Raw genomic sequence first — 18918 nt, 5'->3', positions numbered from 1 at the left:
ATTTCAGCTTATTCTTCGCCACCGGTTTTCGCGGCTTTGGTCGGATCGGCGAAGCTGATGGCCGTCTCGCCATTCTGTGCGCCTTCCGTAGTGGAACCGGTGTATGCCGGCTTGCCACCCGCCTGCTCGTAGGCCTTCCGTGCGGCCTCATCATTCCACTTCTCGCCGACGAGCACGCCATGGTTGAGCATAATCTCGCGCTGGGCACAAGATGCGACGAGCGCATCATGGGTCACGACGATGATGGTAGTGCCCTGCTCGTGCAGCTGACGGAACAGGTCAAGCACGATTTTCTCGTTCTTCTCATCCAAATTGCCGGTCGGTTCGTCCGCAAGAATCAATTTCGGGCAGTTGATGAGCGCACGTGCGATGCACACGCGCTGCTGTTCGCCACCGGAAAGCTGGCCGGGCAGATGGTGGGCACGCTCCTTCAAACCGACGCGTTCCAACGCTTCCAACGCCTGCTGCTCGTTGACTACGGAATGGTAGTACTGTGCCACCATCACGTTTTCCACAGCCGTCAGATGCGGTACCAGATAGAACTTCTGGAACACCAATCCGATCATGTTCTTACGCACGTCGGCAAGCTGCTTGGCGTTCAAATCCTCCAACTTGCGGCCTTCCAGCATGACGGAACCCTTTGAAGGCGTGTCCATGCAGCCAATCATGTTCATCAGCGTGGTTTTACCGGAACCCGACGAACCGACAATCGCAAGCCATTCACCTTGCGGAACGGTCAAAGTCAAATCGTCGACGGCACGCAAATCGCCGTAAATCTTGGAAATATGATCCAATTCAAGCAACGTATTCAACGTATTCTCGGAACTCATGATTATTCCTCCCTCAAAACGATGGCGGGGTCGATACGGGTTGCGCGGCGAACCGGCGGAATGGATGCGATGACGGCGATGAGCACGCTCAACAGCAGCGAAGCGACGCCCAACAGCCAGTTGAAGCCAATGGCACGCTCGAATACGGACACGCACAGCACGCGGGCCAGCAGGTAGCCGATGATAGTGCCGATCAGGCCGCCAATCAGTCCGTAGATGGCGGATTCCACATAGAATTCGATGCCGATGGCCTGCGACGATGCGCCCAACGCTTTGCGCAAGCCGATTTCGTTGCGTCGCTGAGACACGATGGAACTGATGGTGGTGCCCACGCCGACCAGCGTCAGCACGAGCACGATCAGCGACACGATCCAGAACAGGGTTTGCAGCATGGCGATGATGCGGGTGTCGGATGAGGTGATTTTGGTGACGGTCTGCGCTTTCACGCTGGTTGACGGATTCGCATTGATTGATTTGACGACGTCGTTGAGTTCGCTACCTACCGCATTGACGGAATATTCGATCACGTCCGCACCGCGTTTGGAACCGGCCAGTTTGGCCACGTCAGCATTGACTGCGTAGACGATTTCGTCTTCGCTGCCGCCCGTATCGACGATGCCTCCGACACGGAATTCGGTGCCGGTGTTCTCCATAATGTCGGACGAAACGCGGCCGTTTTCCATGGCTTGCGCTTCGGTTTGGCCAAGAGCGCTGGAATTCTGCGCATCGTCGGATGTGCGGTAGCCGATGGTCACGGTCGAACCGATGGAGACGCCGAGCGCGTCGGCCACGTCACGGCCGAGCATCACATTGCCTTCGCTGGGCCAATCGCCAGTCACATTCCAATGATGGTTGAGCGCTTTCACATCTTTGGTCGTGATGCCGGCCAGCGTGTATGGCGCCGAGTTTATGCGCACGCTTTCATACCGGTAGGCGGCGGAACGGGCGCTGTATGAGCCTTTCACCATCTGGTTCAACGCTTTGGTGGTATCGGTGTCGATGCCGTTGGACTTTTCGGTTGATTCGGATGGTGTGACGATAAGATTCGCGCCATACGCGCGCATTTCCTCGTTCATCTGCTGTGGAACGGCAATACACGTTGCAGCAAGGCAGAACAGCGTGGCAGCGCCCACCATGGAGGCGATCACCGCCATAACGGCTCGCGAACGACGGCGGAACACCGCGCCCCACAGCATGGTGAAGAACATCTTGCGATTAGTCATCTCATGCCCCTTACGGACTGTCTTGAACTCACCTACCATGCAACACCTCCGCGGGTTTGAGTCCCAGAATCGAACGGATCGACGAGAACGAGGCGATCAGCACGGTAAGCGTCAGCAGCACAAACACCAGCACAAACACCATCGGACGCATCGTAATGCCGGAACCGAATACCACGTGTCCCACAATCTGCGCAACACAAGAACCCAACAGCGCACCAACAATCGCGCCAACCAACGAAATCACAGCCGTCTCAGCGAGCATCAGGCGGGAAACCGCACCATCGGTGGCACCAATCGCCTTCAGCAACGCCAATTCGGAACCGCGCTCACCAATCGAGGCGGCCATCAGATTCGCCACTGCAATAGCGGCCGCAACCAACGAAAGCACGGTCATCAGCACCATCACCGCCTGCGTTTTCTGCAGCACATCGCCCTGCAATGCGGCCACCTGACGCACCTGCTTGGCTACGGAACCGGGAATAACCTCTTCGATCTGGTAGGCGATGGACGAAGGGTATGCGGTGCAATACCATGTTTCCCACTCGTCTTGTGTGAGCGCGTTCGGATTCTTCGACGCCTTTCGCGCCAAATCATTGTCTGGCGTGGTCAGCGCTTTGACTTCGATCTTGTCAATGGAATCAGGCAGATTCGCAAGCACCTGCGCGGTGAATGACGGAATGTACATCGCGTTGTTGTCGCTATCGCCAGAATCGTAAATGCCGGTGATAGTGATCTGCTGCTTGTTGCGGCTGCCGTCGGCGGTGGTTTTGTAGAGGGTTACGGTGTCTCCCTTGGCCACGCCGAGCTTGGATGCGAGCGTGGTGCCGATCAGACCTTGCGCGCTATCATCTTTCGGCCAAGAGCCGTCAAGCTTCCACCACGAACGCATGCCGTTCATACCCGCCACCGTGGATTCGCCGGAATCCATGTGCAGGGTCTTCGCGAACCATGTGCCTACAATCGGCACTCCGGAAGCCTTACAGGAGCTGGAATCCGCCGATGCCGCCGATTCGGACGCGCAATTCACGTCAGCATGGATATTAAGTTCGGGGGCAAAATTCGTGATATTGAACGCCCAGAAGATGGTTTTGATCTTCGATACATCCGATTCCTTCAAAAATGTGGTCGGATCGGATTCGGAAGTGCCGGAAGCGCTGCTGTCAGCGTCACCACCCGTGTTGTACAGGTCGTTGACGACGGCATCAGCTTTGGGCTGCACGATGATGTTGGAACCGTACGTCGACAGTTCGGCGTTCAGCTTGTCTCCAACGTCGAACACCACGCCCAACATGGCCACGCTGACCGTGGCCGACAAGCATACGGTGACCGCGATCAGCAGCCTGCGTTTGAACTGCCTGCTGAACGAGCGGAAAATCATTCGAAGAAAGAACATGACTACCTCTTTCCGCTCACTGGAAATGCGTCGACAATGCGTCGAGCGTTGAAGTTTGAATTACGATTTTGCCGGATTCAACCTGATAATCGAACGGCACAGGATTGCAGCCGCCCTTGAACCCGATAGTGGCGAGGTTGATGGCGACATCGCACTTCTTGCAGATGATCTTGCCATCCTTCTCGTAATAGCCCGCGTCACCGCAGTTATCACAAGCATCAAGACCAACACCGTACGCTCCACCATTCTTCTTGATGATGATGAAACGCATCACTGTGCCGTCTTTCGCCTTGTATTGGAAGCGATGCAGATGACCGTCGTTGATTTGGCTGAATTTGATGGTGGCCACGCCGTCGCTCAGCGAATAATCCTCAGGCGGAGACAGCGTAATAACCCTCTTCGTTTGCGCCACACCATATGTGAGCGCGAACGTGATGCCAATCATCGCAACAAGGCTCCATGCGCCGGCCGCCTTCGCACGACGACGGAACGCGATATGCGATCGCACAATGGCCTCATTGGCGCCTTCCGGCTTGATTTTGAAGCCCATCACAATGCTGGCGGCCACCGGAATAATGAACACCAACACCATGGCAATGACCATATGACGCTGATGATTAATGCACCATACCAACGCCAGGAACGCTTCCGTAGGGAAATGAACGATGCGCTTGGACTGCAGAATCTGCGCAAGATCAGTGAAATGCGAAACAAACAGCAGCGCAATCAGCAGCAGCACGGCCGTAGTGAACGACCAACGAATCGCAGTGGAACGCATCGTACGGAAAATCAACGCCGCAACAATCGCAGTGACCGCACCCAATACGAAACCAAGCGCACGAAGCAGCATATCCGAAGTGAAGATCGGATCTCCCGGCTCCACGAAAATCGTCAAACGCAAAACTACATCAGGCAACGCACGGAAGGTGGTGGCGGCAATCGCAAAAGCGCCAATCGCATTCGCAATATCAAGCAACGCGCGATGATCATGCCAATTCGTAGTGATGCGACGCGCGAACAGCACAACAACGAACACTGCGACATCGAAAATCACACAACACCACAACGTGGGGTAATTGACGAACGTACGCTGATTGATCACCGCGGTCGCACGCAACGCGGCGAACACAATGGCACCCGCGAATCCGATAATGAAGCCCGCAAGACGCCAGTACGCGCTCAACGGCTTGTCACGACCCTCACCGACCGTGAGCATCACGTTCAGCGCCATAATCAGCAAAGCCGGTGCCAGCGTTCCCTGCAACACCGTGACGTACTGCGTCAGCATCTCACACCTTTCGTCGTATATCCCTGTCAAAGCCTAGTGAATTCAGCGCGCAAAAGGAACCCCCTTACCAAGATTCCCAAAAAAGCGCGTTATCTCCCAAAAGCGCATCCCCTAAAACGCAAGAGAGCGGTTGCCTGGATGGTTGTTCGCCCGTAGACTCGGCCAGACGGCCTTAAGTACGTCGAACGACTATCCAAGCAACCGCGAACGCCGTACCCATATTCGCGCTACTTGCATACGTTTCGCGATACGGGAACGGCGTTGATCACGAGTTGAATCCCAACATGAATTCAGGCTTACATCCAAACCGTTTCGCTTGGCATGTGCCGGAATTCACGTTCCAGATCACCACTCCTGCGGGGTGTAGTTCCACTCCGGGAAAGTGACCTCGAGCGGCTCGGTCCAGAAGCGGCCCTCAACGCCGGTTTCCGGATCAACGTGGAGCATCCAACCCTTCTTCTCCGGGGATTCGATCTTCAGCACGAGCTTGTAGGAGCCAGCTTCGTCGAGCTTGATGTTGGCGCCGTAGTGCGGGCCATCGGAAGCGTTCATCTGCATGAAGGTACCAGAATCAACGGTCTCGTTGTTCGCGTTGTTGATGATCTCGTAGTTCACGGTCAGATCCGGCACGAAGTCGCCCTTGCCGTAGCCGAGCTTAGTGCCCTTCTCGTTGGCGTGAATGTCGGCTTCCAAGTGGAAGGAAGCGTCGGCAGCCTTCAGGCCCATGCCGGACGGTTCCATATCGATCGGCTGGAAGTACACGGCGTTGACGGTCAGAGCGTCAACATCCTGATCGGAGTGCTTCTCGTCGACCTGGATCTCTTCGAAGCCGGCATTGGAGCTGTCGTCAGCGCTGGAATCGCTGGAGCTGTCGGTGGCGTTCGAAGTGGAGGTGTCGGACTTGGCGTCGGATGCGGAATCGTTGGAGTTGCCGCATGCGGACAGGGAGAAAGCCATGGAGCCGGCCAGCAGGACGCCGAGCAGGGCGGCGATCTTCTTATTCTTCATTGTGTTCTCTTCCTTTTCTTTGGTTCCTCGAGGAACGTTGGGAACTTATGGAAATCTCTAAATATTTACTTGTGATTATTGATTGGCGCTTACTTAGCCTGTTCCGCTTGTGCGGCCAACTTCATCCTGTGTTTCTTGATGAAGCCGACTACGAACAGCGCAACCACCGCGATCGCAGCAATCACCTGTGCCGCAATCGTTTCGACGTACGGATACAAGCCGATCCAATCGTTAGTTGGCACAATGCTCAAGTAGGTACCTTCAATAAGATCACCCTCGATGAGCGCATGGATGCCGCCACCCGCGAAAATGACAACCAATGCAGCCATCAAAATCGAAGTTACGAGGAAGAACGGGCCGATCGGAATCTTCACCGAAGTGAATCGCAGAATCAGGAAGATGACAATCAGCACCGCGGCTGCGGTCAGACCGCCAACCCACATGCCGTGCGCATCCTGGCTCATGGAGTAGATGGACTCGTAGAAGATCACCGTTTCGGCACCCTCACGGAACACGGCAAGGAAGCTCAACATGGCAAGCGAGGTGACCATGCCCAAGCCCAGGCCCTGACCGGATTCGACCTTGCTTTGCGCGCCGGCAACAACAGCTTCGGTCTTGTTCCTGATGTAGTTGTTCCACGCTTCCACGGAGCTCTTGTTGAGCATCCAGTTGCTGGTCCACAGCAGCATGAGGGTGGCGATAAGCGCACACACGCCTTCGGAAATCTCCTGAATCGGGCCGGAACCGCCGAACAGGAACGTGAAGAGCACGGCAACCAAACCGGAGCCGGCCAGACCTGCGACCACACCAAGGTAGATCCACCTGGCGAAACGCTTGTTGCCGGACTTCACCAGGTAGGCGATTACTGCGGCCACCACCAGCAGCGCTTCGAGGCCTTCACGGATCAGAATGAGGAACGCCTGACCGGCGGAACTGGTAACGAGCTTGGTGAAGCCGTTGACATTGCCGGACGCACCACTGTCGAGGACGGCCGCGTCTTTCACGAGCCAGCTCTTCAAATCGTCGACGAGCTGCTTGATTTCCTTGTCGGAACCGCCGTCGCGCATGGTCTTACGAGTCATCTTGAACTGGTATTCGACCTGCGAAACACGGTCGCCGGAAATCGCGTTCATCACGTTCTTTTCGAAGCCGAGCTTCTCGTAGTACTGGTAGTAGGCGTTGTTGACCAGCGTGGCGCCTTCGTCCCCCTTGCCAGCAGCGGCAGCCTCGTATGCTTGGTCGAGAATAACGGTCATTTCGTTGGCAACCTCACTCCACGTACGGTCGCCTTTGCCTTTGGACGAATTCTTCTTGGCCGCGTCGAGCTTCTTGCGCTCTTCCGCGGTTTGCGCGGCACGCTGCTTCGCGTATTCCTTAGGATTGGCGAGGTCTGCGTTCGCATCGAGCGTTTGCGCGGTTGCGTTGATTTCGGCGGTCAGCGCGTCGATTTTGGTTGCGATGGCGTCGCCTTGGTCCTGCTGATAGGCAAGCCCTTCAAGATCAGTGAATTGCTGTAGCAGTTCCTTCTGCTTGTCGGCGCTGATGGTGTCGTTGACGACTTTCGAGAAGTTGGATGCGTCGTAACCGATCCAATGCGCGGTCTGAAAATCGGTGCCAGCCTGACCGTAATTGCCGTCATTATAGTCTTTTTCGGCGGTTGCAAGCTGGTCTTCGATATTCTTCGCAGCGGCAGTCCAGGAATCAAAATTCGTTTGACCGTCATCGGCGGCGATTGCCGACTGCGGAACCGCGGTAGTCGCGAAAAGCGTGGCGAGCGCAATCATCAGCGCGGCGACGAGCGTGACGAGACGGCCGGAAGCCGAGACTCGTGGATCGCACGGATCATAGGAACCGGTTGCGTAGCGCTGCGCAACGCGAGATGACATGTTCCAAACCTTCCTTCTCAAAACTTTTCAGTGTGCGATGTGCGCACCGAAAGCCAAGATAAAACGAAAGTTTTTTAAAGAACAGTCTTGATTTTTAATTTGTTCTGATGTATCGAGTATGGAGAATCGGTGGAATTCCGCCATTCCTGTTTTTACCATCTTCGGCGTGTCATCTCACATAGTGGCACACTCGCAGCATGCTTGTTGAATTCGACGCGCCGGACGTTCCGCAGCCAAGCACCAGCATCGACGAAACGGGCACATAAGGCCTCACTCTCAACGAACGAACGCGCTAGCATCAGGATTATGGATGCTTCCGTTTCGCTCGTGCAGCGCATGCCCTACACCACCGCGTTTCCCAAGGCGCTCGGCACCGGTTTGCTGGTTTCGACCGCCCGCCCGGTTTCCACGGACCTGCGTGCCAAAATGGAACAACTCATCGACGGATACGAGCATGTGCTTTCGCGATTCCGCGCCGATTCGCTGGTTACGCGCATCGGAAACGCGGAGCATGGCGGGCATTTCGATTTTCCCAATTGGGCCGGCCCACTGTTTGATTTGTACGACGCACTACACGACGTCACACGCGGCGCGATCGACCCGTGCGTGGGTGAGGATCTGATTCGTCTCGGTTACGATCCCACGCTGAGCTTCACCGTCGAAGCCGACGCCGTCGAGCGCTTGGGCGCTTTGCGCGGACGCCCTGTATGGGGACATGACGTAGTACGTTCAGACGGTACGACGTTGGTCACGCATGGCTCGGTTCATTTGGATTTCGGCGCGTGCGGCAAAGGCTATCTGGTTGATTTGTTGGGTGGTTTGTTGGGTGGTTTGGAACCGTCATGTGTGCCTCATGAACCGCACCCACAGCACGCCATGCGGAAGGATTCGGCGCACACTGCTGGGGCAACAGATTTCAATCGAGAGAACACCTTCCCGGAATTTGTGATTGATGCTGGAGGCGACCTGCTAGTACACACGTCCAGCCCGATTCGTGTGGCGCTTGAGGATCCGGACGATTCGTCCCGTGCGGTAGGTGTGGCAGAGATTTGCGATGGCGCGCTCTGTGCGAGCGCGCCCAGTCGCCGCCATTGGGAGGTGGCGGTTGACGAACGGACACATCTGGCTATTCATCATCTGCTCAACGCCGTCGACGGCCTGCCCGCGCAGCAGATGGAAGCCACATGGATTACTGTGCAATCCACGTCGGTCGCCGACTATCCGACTGCGGTGGCAGACGGGTTGGCTACGGCGCTGTTCATTGCCGATCCGAACGAGCTGAGCAACACTTTTGCCTTCGATTGCGCCACGTTGGACACCGACCGTCACGCCACCATCAGCGCCAGTTTTCCCGGCCGCTTCTTCTGATCATCAGTCGGCTCAAGCAAGCCAACCAAAGCACCCCACTTAAGCCAGCCACTCAACCGCTCAGTCGATCAGCGTGAACTGGCTGTTATAGATGTCGGCGTAGAAGCCGTTTCTAGCGAGCAGTTCCTCGTGGGTGCCGCGTTCCACAATGTCGCCGCCGTTCATCACCAAAATCATGTCGGCGTCGCGGATGGTGGACAGTCGGTGCGCGATCACGAAGCTCGTGCGTCCCACCGTCAGTGCGTCCATGGCCTTCTGAATCAACTCCTCGGTACGGGTATCCACGGAGGACGTGGCCTCGTCGAGAATCAGAATCGGCGCGTCCTCAACCATGGCGCGGGCGATTGTCAGCAGCTGCTTCTGACCTTGCGAAAGCGACGCCTTGTCGTCGAGCACAGTGTCGTATCCATTCGGCAGAGACATGATGTAGCGGTGCAGGCCGACGGCTTTGCAGGCGGCTACAATCTGCTCGTCAGTGACGCCCGGCTTCGAGTATGCGATGTTTTCACGCACCGTTCCATGGAACACCCACGTGTCCTGCAACACCATCGAGAACTGGTCGTGCACATTCCAGCGCGGAACCGACTTGGTATCGACGCCGTCGATCGAAATCGTGCCGCCGGAAATCTCGTAGAACCGCATCAGCAGATTGACCATCGTGGTCTTGCCGGCGCCGGTCGGACCGACGATGGCCACCTTCTGGCCGGCCTTCACCGACGCAGAGAAGTCGTGAATGATCGTCTTGTCCGGTTCGTAGCCGAACCGGACGTGACTGAATTCCACATCGCCACGCACCGGCTGCGGCTTGCCATCCACACCGACACCCAGCAGTGCTTTCTTGCCGGATTCGTCGGCCAGCTCCGGCTCTTCCAGGAAACCGAAGACGCGTTCGGAAGCGGCAGCGCAGCGCTGCAGGTTCTGGAACGCCTGCGCGAACTGGGAAAGCGGTTGCGTGAACAGGCGAATGTACATCATGAACGCCACGATCACGCCGAATTCGATCTTGCCGTCCATGGCCAGCACCGCGCCGACCACGCACACGACCACGTAACCGAAGTTGCCGATGAAGTTCATGAGCGGCATCATCAGGCCGGAGAGGAACTGGCTCTTCCAGCCGGAGACGTACAGATCATCGTTGTATTTCTCGAACTGTTCGATGGAGTCCTCTTCGCCGCAGTACGCCTTGACCACGGTGTGGCCGGTGTACATTTCCTCAACGTGCCCGTTCACATCTCCCAACGCGATCTGCTGTCGGGTGAAGTACTTCTGCGAGGCGACCATGATCACGCCCATGACCACCAGGCCAAGCAACGCGGAACCGATGGCGCACAGCGTCATAATCACGTTGTTGTAGAACATCATGATGAGCGCGCCGACGAACAGCGTGATTGAAGTGATCAACGAGCCGACCGACTGGCCGAGCGTCTGGCCGATCGCGTCCACATCGTTGGTGATGCGGCTGAGCACATCGCCGTAGCTGATCTTGTCGAAATATTTGAGCGGCAGGCGATTAATCTTCTTGCTGATCGCCTCACGCAGCTCCTGCGCGGTGCGCTGCGTAACGTTGGCCATCAACCAGCTCTGCAGGTAGCTCAGCAGCGCGTACCCAACATACAGCGCGACAAGCAGCCATGCGATGCGTGAAACAGCATCCATATCAATCGAGTTCATGACCGGCCTGCCATGCACCATGGCCGGCAGTCCCTTCGTGATCTCGTTGGTCATGTCTTTGAGCTTGTCCGGTCCGACAATCTGGCAGATCGTGCCGGCTGCACCCAGAATCAGGGCGAAAATCATCACAGGAATGTAGTGACGGCAGAATTTCGCCAGTTTGCTCATCACACCGCCGAAATCCTTCGGCTTTTCCACAGGTCCGCGAGAGCGTCCCATTGGTCCTCTTGCCATGTTGGTCCTCCCCTTCAGCGATTCAACTCGTCTTCGCTCAACTGCGATTCGGCGATCTGCCGGTATACTTCGCAGTTGTCGAGCAGTTCGTGGTGCGTACCTTGGCCAACGACTTTGCCATCGTCGAGCACGATGATGCGGTCGGCGTTCATAATGGTGCCGATGCGCTGCGCGACGATGAGTTTCGTGGAATTCTTCGCTTCCCGTTCGAGCGCGTCGCGTACGGCGCGATCGGTCTTGAAATCAAGCGCAGAGAAGGAGTCGTCGAAAATCAGGATTTCCGGATGACGGTAAACGGCGCGTGCGATCGACAGGCGCTGTTTCTGCCCGCCCGACACGTTGGAACCACCCTGTGCAATGCCGGAATCGTATTTCTTGTCCTTCTTGTCGATGAATTCCGTGGCCTGCGCGACATCGCATGCCGTCTTCACGTCGGCGTCGTTGCGTTCCGTATCTCCGTACGCGACATTGCTGGCAATCGTGCCTTTGAACAGGAACGACTGCTGCGGCACGTAGCCGATCTTGTCGCGCAACGCCTTGAGCGTGTAGTCGCGCACGTCAACGCCGTCGACGAGAACCTCGCCTTGCGTCGCGTCATAAAAGCGCGGCACGAGGTTGATGAGAGACGATTTTCCGGAGCCGGTCGAGCCGATGAATGCGACCGTTTCGCCCTTCTTGGCTGTGAAATTGACGCCTTCCAACATAGCTTGACGCGAATCGGGGTAGGCGAAGCTCACGTTGCGGAATTCGATTTCGCCTTCCATGCCAGGCTTGCCGGCGGTCTTCACACCGTCGGCGACCATCGGATCGGTGTCGATGACTTCGAGCACGCGCTGCGCGGACACGTCGGCACGTGGCCAGAGCACGAACACCATGCTCAGCAGCAGGAAGCTCATGATCACCTGGATGGAGTAGCTGGAGAACACCACCATGTTGGAGAAGGTGGTGAGCTTGTCGAGCGCTTCGGCGGCGTCGATGAGGTAGGCGCCGATCCAGTAGACGGCCAGCATCAGACCGTTCATGACGGTGTTCATCAACGGCATCATGATGGCCATGGAGCGGTTGGTGAACAGCTGGGTCTCGGTAAGTTCCTTGTTGGCTTCGGTGAACTTGTCTTCCTGATACTCCTCGGCGTTGTATGCGCGCACCACGCGCAGGCCGGTGAGGTTCTCGCGCGCCACGAGGTTGATATTGTCGGTCAGGCGCTGCATGGCCTTGAACTTCGGCATGACGAAGCTCATGATCACGCCGATCACCGCCAGCAGCACGGCTACTGCGATGCCAGTGGCGAACGTCCATTCAAGGCCTTTGTTCGCGATTTTACATACGGCCCACACGGCCATGATCGGCGCTTTGACCAGCATCATCAGACCCATGGTCACGAACATCTGGATCTGCGTGATGTCGTTCGTGGAGCGGGTGATGAGCGATGCGGTGGAGAAACGGTTCATTTCCGCCGGTCCGAAGTTTTCCACCTTCTTGAATTCGAGCGAGCGCAGACGTTGGCTGAACGACGCGCCGACGCGCGCGGCGATGAAGCCGGTGACGACCGCGCACGCCACCGATCCGAGCGAGACGAGCAGCATTTTGCCGCCCGCTATCCAGATATCACTCATTTCACTGCCTGGCGTTTCCACGAGCTGCGTGATGTCGGCCATGTAATCCGGTAGCGTCAGATCGAACCAGATCTGACCGACAATGCTGACCAGTGCAATGAGCATCTGGACTATCTCCGCTTTGGAGAGGTATCGCACAATGCGAAGCATGCTTGGTTCCTTCTCTTACGTTTTGTTGGCTTGGTTAATTCGATTAGCTGATTTGCGATTCTCGAACCACGATTGTTTACACTGTAAATTTCTTGCAGTGTGAAGTATTATGCAACTTCCTGTGTGTTTTCTGAGAATGCCTTGGCGACCTCTTCTGGGGTCGGACGCGGCTTGCCGGGCATGCACAGTGACATGTACGTGGTGAATTCCTCGGTAAGCTCAACGAATTCGCGCGCGCGTCGCTCCCCCATTTGCGAGAAGATCCAGCAGATCGCCTCTCGCATGCTTTCGCGCTGACGTTCGGCGCGCTCCCTGCCGGCTTTGGTAAGGTTCACGTGTACCACACGGCGATCGTCAGGGTCGGATTCACGCGTGATCTGGCCTTTTTTCTCCAGTGCGGACAACAGTGCGGACACGCGTCCGGTGGTGGTCTTCATCGAAGCGGCGAGTTGCGATGGCGTCAGCGGGCCCTTCCTATACAGTTCCTGCACCGCAAAGGGTTCACCCTTCGCGCCTTTCGCCATCTCCTGCTGCATGCGCGAGCGTTTATCCCATGTGCTGGTCGCTAATTCGTGGAATAGTTCCTCTTCAAAACCCACGCGGCACCTCCTTACGTTGCAATCGCCGTCATAATATCTTACAGTGTAAACAATTTATATCGTAAGTTATTTTCGGGTGATTCTGCGGTGCACAGAAGGCCGAGATGGTACGAAAGCCGCGGAAATTACGAAAGAGACGAAAATGGCCGCGGGCCGAATCGCAATTATTGTGCGGAATCGGGCGCGGCCAATCGTACGGGCTGCTTGAAACTCAGCCGCGACGGGCGTCGACTGACGCGTTCAGCATCGCCAGTTCGTCCGGTGTAAGCGTCAATTCGGTGGCGGCGAAGGAATCGTTGATCTCCTGAGGATTGCGGGCGCTGGGAATGGTGAACAGGCGGCTGTAACGGCTCAGTTCCCAAGCGAGGACCACGCGCTGGTAGGAGCAGCCATGATTGCCTGCGACTTCACGGAACGGGTCGTACGCGCGCTGGTCGAACGCGTCAAGAAAGCCTCCGAGCGGACTCCAACAAACGAATGCAAGCCCCAACTCCTTGCAGTGCTCCATCGTACGTTCAGGATCAGGGTGCGATGGCGAGAACTGGTTCTGCACGGCGATCAATCCGTTGCCGATAATGCTGCGCGCAAGATCGATCTGCTCGTTATTCACACGGGAGATGCCCGCATATTTGATCACGCCTTCGTCGAGCAGCTGTTTCAACGCGCCGCATTGGTCTTCGTAAGGAACCGCGGGATCGGGGCCGTGCGAATACAACAGGTCGAGCGTATCGACGCCCAAGTGCAGCGCGGATTCCTTGGCGTCACGAATCATGGTTTCGGGGCGCGAATCCGCCATCCACCCGTATTGACTGCCCGCCGCCTGCAAATGCTGGCGTTCCTCGCCAGGCCGACGGCTGCATCCCTCAGAATCCCGCCTCTGAGTGTCCGATTCTGGTGAATCGGACATCTGTACTCCAAATCCGGCACCCTGTTTGTCCGATTCTCCAGAATCGGACGCAGGAGCAACAAAAGCGGGGACCTCCATGGTGCGTCGATAGCCAGTTTTCGTGGCGACCAGAACTTCATCTCGGGGGCCATTCCACGAAGCGAGCGCATCACGCACCAACTTTTCGCCGTACCCCAAATCTTTCGCAGTGCCAGTGCCAGGCTCGCTCGGCAGATAATATGACCAAGCCGTATCCAAATAGCGAACACCCGCGTCCAAACCGGCGTGAATCGTACGAATCGCAGTATTGCGATCCGGACGCCCCTCAATCGCCAAAGCCATCGTTCCCATGCCGAGCCGAGGAATCGTAAATCCTGCCAACTCACCGTTCATCATCATCTTCCCCTTCCTTGCAAGCACGCAGCCGATTCGCACATGTTCACATCAAGACTAACCCAACGTGAACCGGCGCAAGCTTGTCGGGCGCGTGCGCGAAGATAAAGGCACAACCGAACGGGAGCCGAAAGGCTGAGAGGGAGCTCATAAAGCTTCGACCGAGGACTTGATGCGGGTAATGCCGCCGTAAGGAGACGGGTTGTTCGCGCCGCAAGGCGTATCTCATCTTCCGTTCGCGATAACCGAATATCGCGTGATTAGGGTCACGGAGGGGCGCACCACCTCATAGGGTACGGCTCCTTCGGCGACCCTTTTTTCGTACCAGCACTGAGTGTCCGATTCTGCAGAAACGGACATTTGGAGCGCAGGAAGCATGTGTCATGACAGACGCAGAAGGGAACCGCAATGATCATCAACGGTAAGGAAGAGAACATCGCCACGCCAATCACCGTGGCCGAACTCATCGAAAGCAAGGGATTGCGCGCCGACCGCGTGGCTGTCGAGCTCAACGGCGAAATCGTGCCTCGCACCCAGCGTGCGCAGACGCAGCTCAAGGGCACCGATACGTTGGAAATCGTCACGTTCGTGCAGGGCGGCTGAACCACTTTCAAAATTTCTTGCGATTACAACCGGCGCAATATACGCGTAACAATCGCAAGAACATACAAAACACAACCAACCCGGCAAAAACAACACACGAACGGAAAACGAGAATACGAGAACAACCATGACTTTTGAATCATCCATATCGCAGGCGCAGATCGACGCCCGCCAGCACGCTTTCGACAACCAGCCCGACCCGACCACGCTCGTCAGCCGCGAAGAAATCCGCGCGGCCCTGCTCGACCGTCACACCGCGGCCACGCAAGACAAGCTCGACGCGGCGCACGTGGCCATTTGCGGCTGCGGCGGCCTTGGATCCACCATTGCGGTGGCGTTGACCCGCATTGGCGTCGGTCACCTGCATTTGATTGATTTTGATCGCGTGGATATGACGAATCTGAATCGTCAGCAGTATTTTTTGAAGGATCTTGGGCAGTACAAGACGGAAGCATTGCGCAGTAACTTGCGTCAGATCAATCCTTTTATCGATATCACCATTGATACCGTGAAAGTGACCGACGAGAACGTGCCGATGCTGTTCGGCAATGAAGATATTATCTGCGAAGCGTTCGACGTGCCGGAAAACAAGACGATGCTGGTGAATGCCGTACTTGAGAATCTGCCGAACAAGAAGCTGGTGAGTGCTTCTGGAATGGCGGGATTCCGCAGTTCCAATTTGGTGAATACTCGTCGCGTTTCGAAGAATTTCTACTTCTGCGGCGACGGCGAAACCGCTCCAGTGCCGGGCGCTGGTCTAATGGCACCGCGCGTGGGTGTGGTCGCCTGCCACGAAGCCAATATGATCACTCGCTTGATTCTCGGCGAAGAAGACGCCTGACAGCGAAACGCAAACGCAAACGCAAGTTGCAATCGCAAATCGCAACGAATGACACGACACTAATCGCATAGTAAGGATTAACCATGAGCACCGAAAACACGATCACCACCGCGGAAAAAGATTTCGCAGCGGCACCGAATGCCACACTCGACGAGCTGGTCGGCACCACCACGAACACCGCACTGCTGCCGGAACCGGATGCGCACGCGTATGACGAAATCGCCACCGGCGACGCTGACCCGCTGATCCTCGGCGGTCACAAATTCACGAGCCGTTTCATTCTCGGTTCCGGCCGCTACGATCTGAACCTCATCAAGGCGACCATTGAGAACGCGGGTACGCAAATCGTCACCATGGCGTTGCGTCGCTGCCGTACCACCGAAAACAATCTGCTCGACTACATTCCGAAGGGCATCACCATGCTGCCGAACACGTCCGGCGCACGCAATGCCGAGGAAGCGGTGCGTATTGCCCGTCTCGCGCGCGAAGTATGCCAGACGGATTTCGTGAAGGTGGAGATCGAGCATGAGGCGAAGTATCTGCTGCCCGACAATGAGGAAACCATCAAAGCCACGAAACAGCTGGCAAAAGAAGGCTTCGTGGTCATGCCGTACATGTTCCCCGATCCGATTGCGGCGAAGCGTCTTGAAGACGCAGGTGCGGCTTGCGTGATGCCGCTTGGCGCGATGATCGGCTCGAATAAGGGCCTGCGTGCACGCGATTTCATTGAAGTGATTATCAAGAATTCCAATGTTCCGGTGATTATCGACGCTGGTATTGGCCGTCCGAGCCAGGCTGCGGAAGCCATGGAAATGGGCGCGGACGCGGTGATGGCGTACACGGCCATCGCTTCCGCCGGCAATATTCCGCTGATGGCACGCGCGTTCAAGAAGGCGATTGAAGCTGGTCGTGAAGCGTATTTGTCTGGCTTGGGCAAGGTTACGGAAGATCATGCCGTGCCGTCCAGCCCAACGAACGAGGCCGACTACATCGGCTAAAGTGCGCTGAATCCCATAATGGGGATTCGCGCAAAGACCATACTGAAAAGGGGCGTTTGCCGAACGTATGTGATGCACTCACGTTCGGCAGACGCCCCTTACTTGTATCCTGCGTTACCCGCAAACGCTACTGCTGCAAGGCTTCCTTAAGATCGCGATTCTGGAATCGTTCGTGCAGCAGGCAATATCCGCCGAACGCAACCAGCCAAATCAGACCGGCGATCGCAGAACCAAGCGTGTCCGCCGACAGGAACAACGTGACATACACGAGCACAAAGAACGCGATCGCAATCCAATCAAGCACCTGCCAAGCGGGCATGACGAAACCGTCTGGCAGAAAATCACTGCTCTGACGATACTTGTGGTGGGCGAGCATCGTCAGCACGTAAATAAAAATCACCACAGCGCTGGCGGCTGAAGCGAACAGCACGAACGCGCCGGAAATGCCTGGAATCGCGTTGATAATCGGGGAGAACAGAATCATGCAACCCGAAACGACAATCGCCTTCGCAGGCACCTTGTGTTCGGAAACTTCAGCCAAACGAGCCATCGCAGGCGACTCAGAATCCGAAGCGAGCTGATACAAGTGGCGACCGGCCGAATAAATCAGCGAATTCAACGCCGACGCGGCAGCCGTAATCACCACAAAGAACACCAGTGCGGCAGCCCAATCAAGACCCGCATATTTGAATACCATGATGAACGGCGAACCGAACGAGCCGTCGGAATTCTCGTGGAAATTACGCCACGGCACAATAGCCATGATCGCGATCAGCGCACCCACGTAGAAGATCAGAATACGCATGATCAGCTCGTTCACGGCCTTCGGCAGCACCTCGCGCGGATTCTGCGTTTCCGACACCGTGACACCCACGAATTCGATGAGCTGGTAGGCGAAAAACACCATTTGGAAGCTCATGAAGAAGTTCATCCAGCCGTTCGGCGCGAGCTGGAAGCCGTCGGTGATGTTCGTGAGGCTCACCGTGGCGCCCGACACTGTGCCGTCCACGCCCTCGATATGCGTGGCAGGGTAGCTGAAGCCGATGACTAGCATCACGATGGCGGTGACGATCAGGCCGACGATCAGCGTGATCTTGATCATGGAGAACCAGAATTCCGCCTCGCCGAACACTTTCACCGCAATCAGATTGATGCCAGTGAGCGCCACGAGGAAGCACAGTTCGATCAGCCACTTCCACGAGTTCAGGTCTATGCCGAATGTGCCGAAGAACGTTACGAAATACGTGCTTACGGCAGTGATTTCGGTCATGCCGGTCAGAATGAGCACGATCCAATACGTCCAGCCGGCGAACTTACCCCACCCGCGGCCGAGATAGCGCGTGATGAAATTGATGAACGTGTGCTGGCTGGGGTCGCTGTACATCATTTCGCCGATGGCACGCATCAGCAGGAACATGATCAGGCCGACACCGATGTACACGAAAATGATGCTCGGACCGGTCAGTGCAATCGACTTGCCGGAGCCTAGGAACAGGCCAGTGCCGATGGTGCCGCCGATGGCGATGAACTGGACGTGGCGGTTTTTCAGGCCTCGCTCCATTTCATTGCTTTGGTCGAGGCTTTCGACGGATTTGATGTGCGCGGTTTCCGTCGCGCCGGACGTGCTTGTACCGGTTTTTTCGGTTTTCGTATTCCCAAAAGTCATAATGTTCACACCCTACCGCGGGAGCCGCACAATCTCCGCCATTGTTCGCACCGCGAAACACACCCATATGCCTTATATGTGGCAGATTCGCATCTTTTCAAAAACTGATTTTCACTATATGTGGCAGACCATCTTGAATGCAAGGTAGTTAGAGGGGATAAATCATACCCTCTAACCTCTTTTTTTCCGCGAGACTCTGCCACATATAGCGCAAACCATATTTGCCGCATGCCAGATGGGGGCATTTTATGCAAATCGCGGGGTA

Annotated in this window: 15 protein-coding genes; 4 read left to right on the top strand and 11 right to left on the bottom strand. The window is 56.4% G+C overall.

The annotated features are described in order from the left end of the window. Positions 1-8 precede the first annotated feature (8 nt). The 6 genes from BBCT_RS00450 to BBCT_RS00425 all read right to left on the bottom strand — a co-directional run bounded on the left by BBCT_RS00450 (position 9) and on the right by BBCT_RS00425 (position 7526). Complete coding sequence (locus tag BBCT_RS00450; RefSeq protein ID WP_003833719.1) at positions 9-830, bottom strand: ABC transporter ATP-binding protein; 822 nt, start codon at positions 828-830, stop codon at positions 9-11. 2 nt (positions 831-832) lie between these two features. Next, a complete protein-coding gene (locus BBCT_RS00445) occupies positions 833-2053 on the bottom strand; it encodes an ABC transporter permease (protein ID WP_003833718.1) in 1221 nt (406 codons plus the stop codon). Between the two features lie 28 nt (positions 2054-2081). Beyond that, positions 2082-3446: an ABC transporter permease gene (locus BBCT_RS00440; RefSeq protein WP_003833717.1), complete on the bottom strand. Its 1365-nt coding sequence runs from the start codon at positions 3444-3446 to the stop codon at positions 2082-2084. A 16-nt stretch (positions 3447-3462) separates the two neighbouring features. Then, positions 3463-4734: a DUF2318 domain-containing protein gene (locus tag BBCT_RS00435; RefSeq protein ID WP_003833716.1), complete on the bottom strand. Its 1272-nt coding sequence runs from the start codon at positions 4732-4734 to the stop codon at positions 3463-3465. A gap of 345 nt (positions 4735-5079) precedes the next feature. Further along, a complete protein-coding gene (locus tag BBCT_RS00430; RefSeq protein ID WP_003833714.1) occupies positions 5080-5742 on the bottom strand; it encodes an iron transporter in 663 nt (220 codons plus the stop codon). Positions 5743-5831: 89 nt separating this feature from the next. Beyond that, positions 5832-7526, bottom strand: coding sequence for an FTR1 family iron permease (locus BBCT_RS00425; protein ID WP_003833712.1), 1695 nt, complete (start codon positions 7524-7526; stop codon positions 5832-5834). 408 nt (positions 7527-7934) lie between these two features. On the opposite strand from BBCT_RS00425, the gene BBCT_RS00420 reads away from it, so the two are divergent. Continuing rightward, on the top strand, positions 7935-8996 hold the full coding sequence (locus BBCT_RS00420; protein WP_003833711.1) for an FAD:protein FMN transferase: 1062 nt from the start codon (positions 7935-7937) through the stop codon (positions 8994-8996). A 60-nt stretch (positions 8997-9056) separates the two neighbouring features. On the opposite strand, the gene BBCT_RS00415 is transcribed toward BBCT_RS00420, so the two are convergent. From BBCT_RS00415 to BBCT_RS00400, 4 genes are all read right to left on the bottom strand, one after another. Further along, positions 9057-10901, bottom strand: coding sequence for an ABC transporter ATP-binding protein (locus BBCT_RS00415; RefSeq protein WP_033512756.1), 1845 nt, complete (start codon positions 10899-10901; stop codon positions 9057-9059). A gap of 14 nt (positions 10902-10915) precedes the next feature. Further along, complete coding sequence (locus BBCT_RS00410) at positions 10916-12667, bottom strand: ABC transporter ATP-binding protein (RefSeq protein ID WP_003833708.1); 1752 nt, start codon at positions 12665-12667, stop codon at positions 10916-10918. Between the two features lie 107 nt (positions 12668-12774). After that, positions 12775-13266 carry a MarR family winged helix-turn-helix transcriptional regulator gene (locus tag BBCT_RS00405; RefSeq protein ID WP_033512754.1) on the bottom strand — a complete coding sequence of 164 codons (492 nt, stop codon included), beginning with the start codon at positions 13264-13266 and terminating at the stop codon, positions 12775-12777. Between the two features lie 211 nt (positions 13267-13477). Next, the gene (locus BBCT_RS00400; protein WP_172620091.1) at positions 13478-14551 is read right to left on the bottom strand and encodes an aldo/keto reductase; all 1074 of its coding nucleotides are present in this window, start codon (positions 14549-14551) and stop codon (positions 13478-13480) included. Between the two features lie 402 nt (positions 14552-14953). On the opposite strand from BBCT_RS00400, the gene thiS reads away from it, so the two are divergent. The 3 genes from thiS (at position 14954) to BBCT_RS00385 (ending at position 16987) form a co-directional block, all read left to right on the top strand. Then, on the top strand, positions 14954-15148 hold the full coding sequence (gene thiS, locus BBCT_RS00395) for a sulfur carrier protein ThiS (protein WP_003833700.1): 195 nt from the start codon (positions 14954-14956) through the stop codon (positions 15146-15148). A 127-nt stretch (positions 15149-15275) separates the two neighbouring features. Continuing rightward, on the top strand, positions 15276-15989 hold the full coding sequence (gene thiF / locus BBCT_RS00390; RefSeq protein ID WP_003833698.1) for a sulfur carrier protein ThiS adenylyltransferase ThiF: 714 nt from the start codon (positions 15276-15278) through the stop codon (positions 15987-15989). An 83-nt stretch (positions 15990-16072) separates the two neighbouring features. Beyond that, on the top strand, positions 16073-16987 hold the full coding sequence (locus BBCT_RS00385; RefSeq protein WP_003833695.1) for a thiazole synthase: 915 nt from the start codon (positions 16073-16075) through the stop codon (positions 16985-16987). A gap of 127 nt (positions 16988-17114) precedes the next feature. On the opposite strand, the gene BBCT_RS00380 is transcribed toward BBCT_RS00385, so the two are convergent. Beyond that, complete coding sequence (locus BBCT_RS00380) at positions 17115-18653, bottom strand: amino acid permease (protein WP_003833694.1); 1539 nt, start codon at positions 18651-18653, stop codon at positions 17115-17117. Positions 18654-18918 lie beyond the last annotated feature (265 nt).

The sequence above is a fragment of the Bifidobacterium catenulatum DSM 16992 = JCM 1194 = LMG 11043 genome, assembly GCF_001025195.1.
GTDB lineage: Bacteria > Actinomycetota > Actinomycetes > Actinomycetales > Bifidobacteriaceae > Bifidobacterium > Bifidobacterium catenulatum.
Note: the sequence above shows the minus strand (reverse complement) of the source record. Positions and strands in the feature narration are given on the sequence as shown.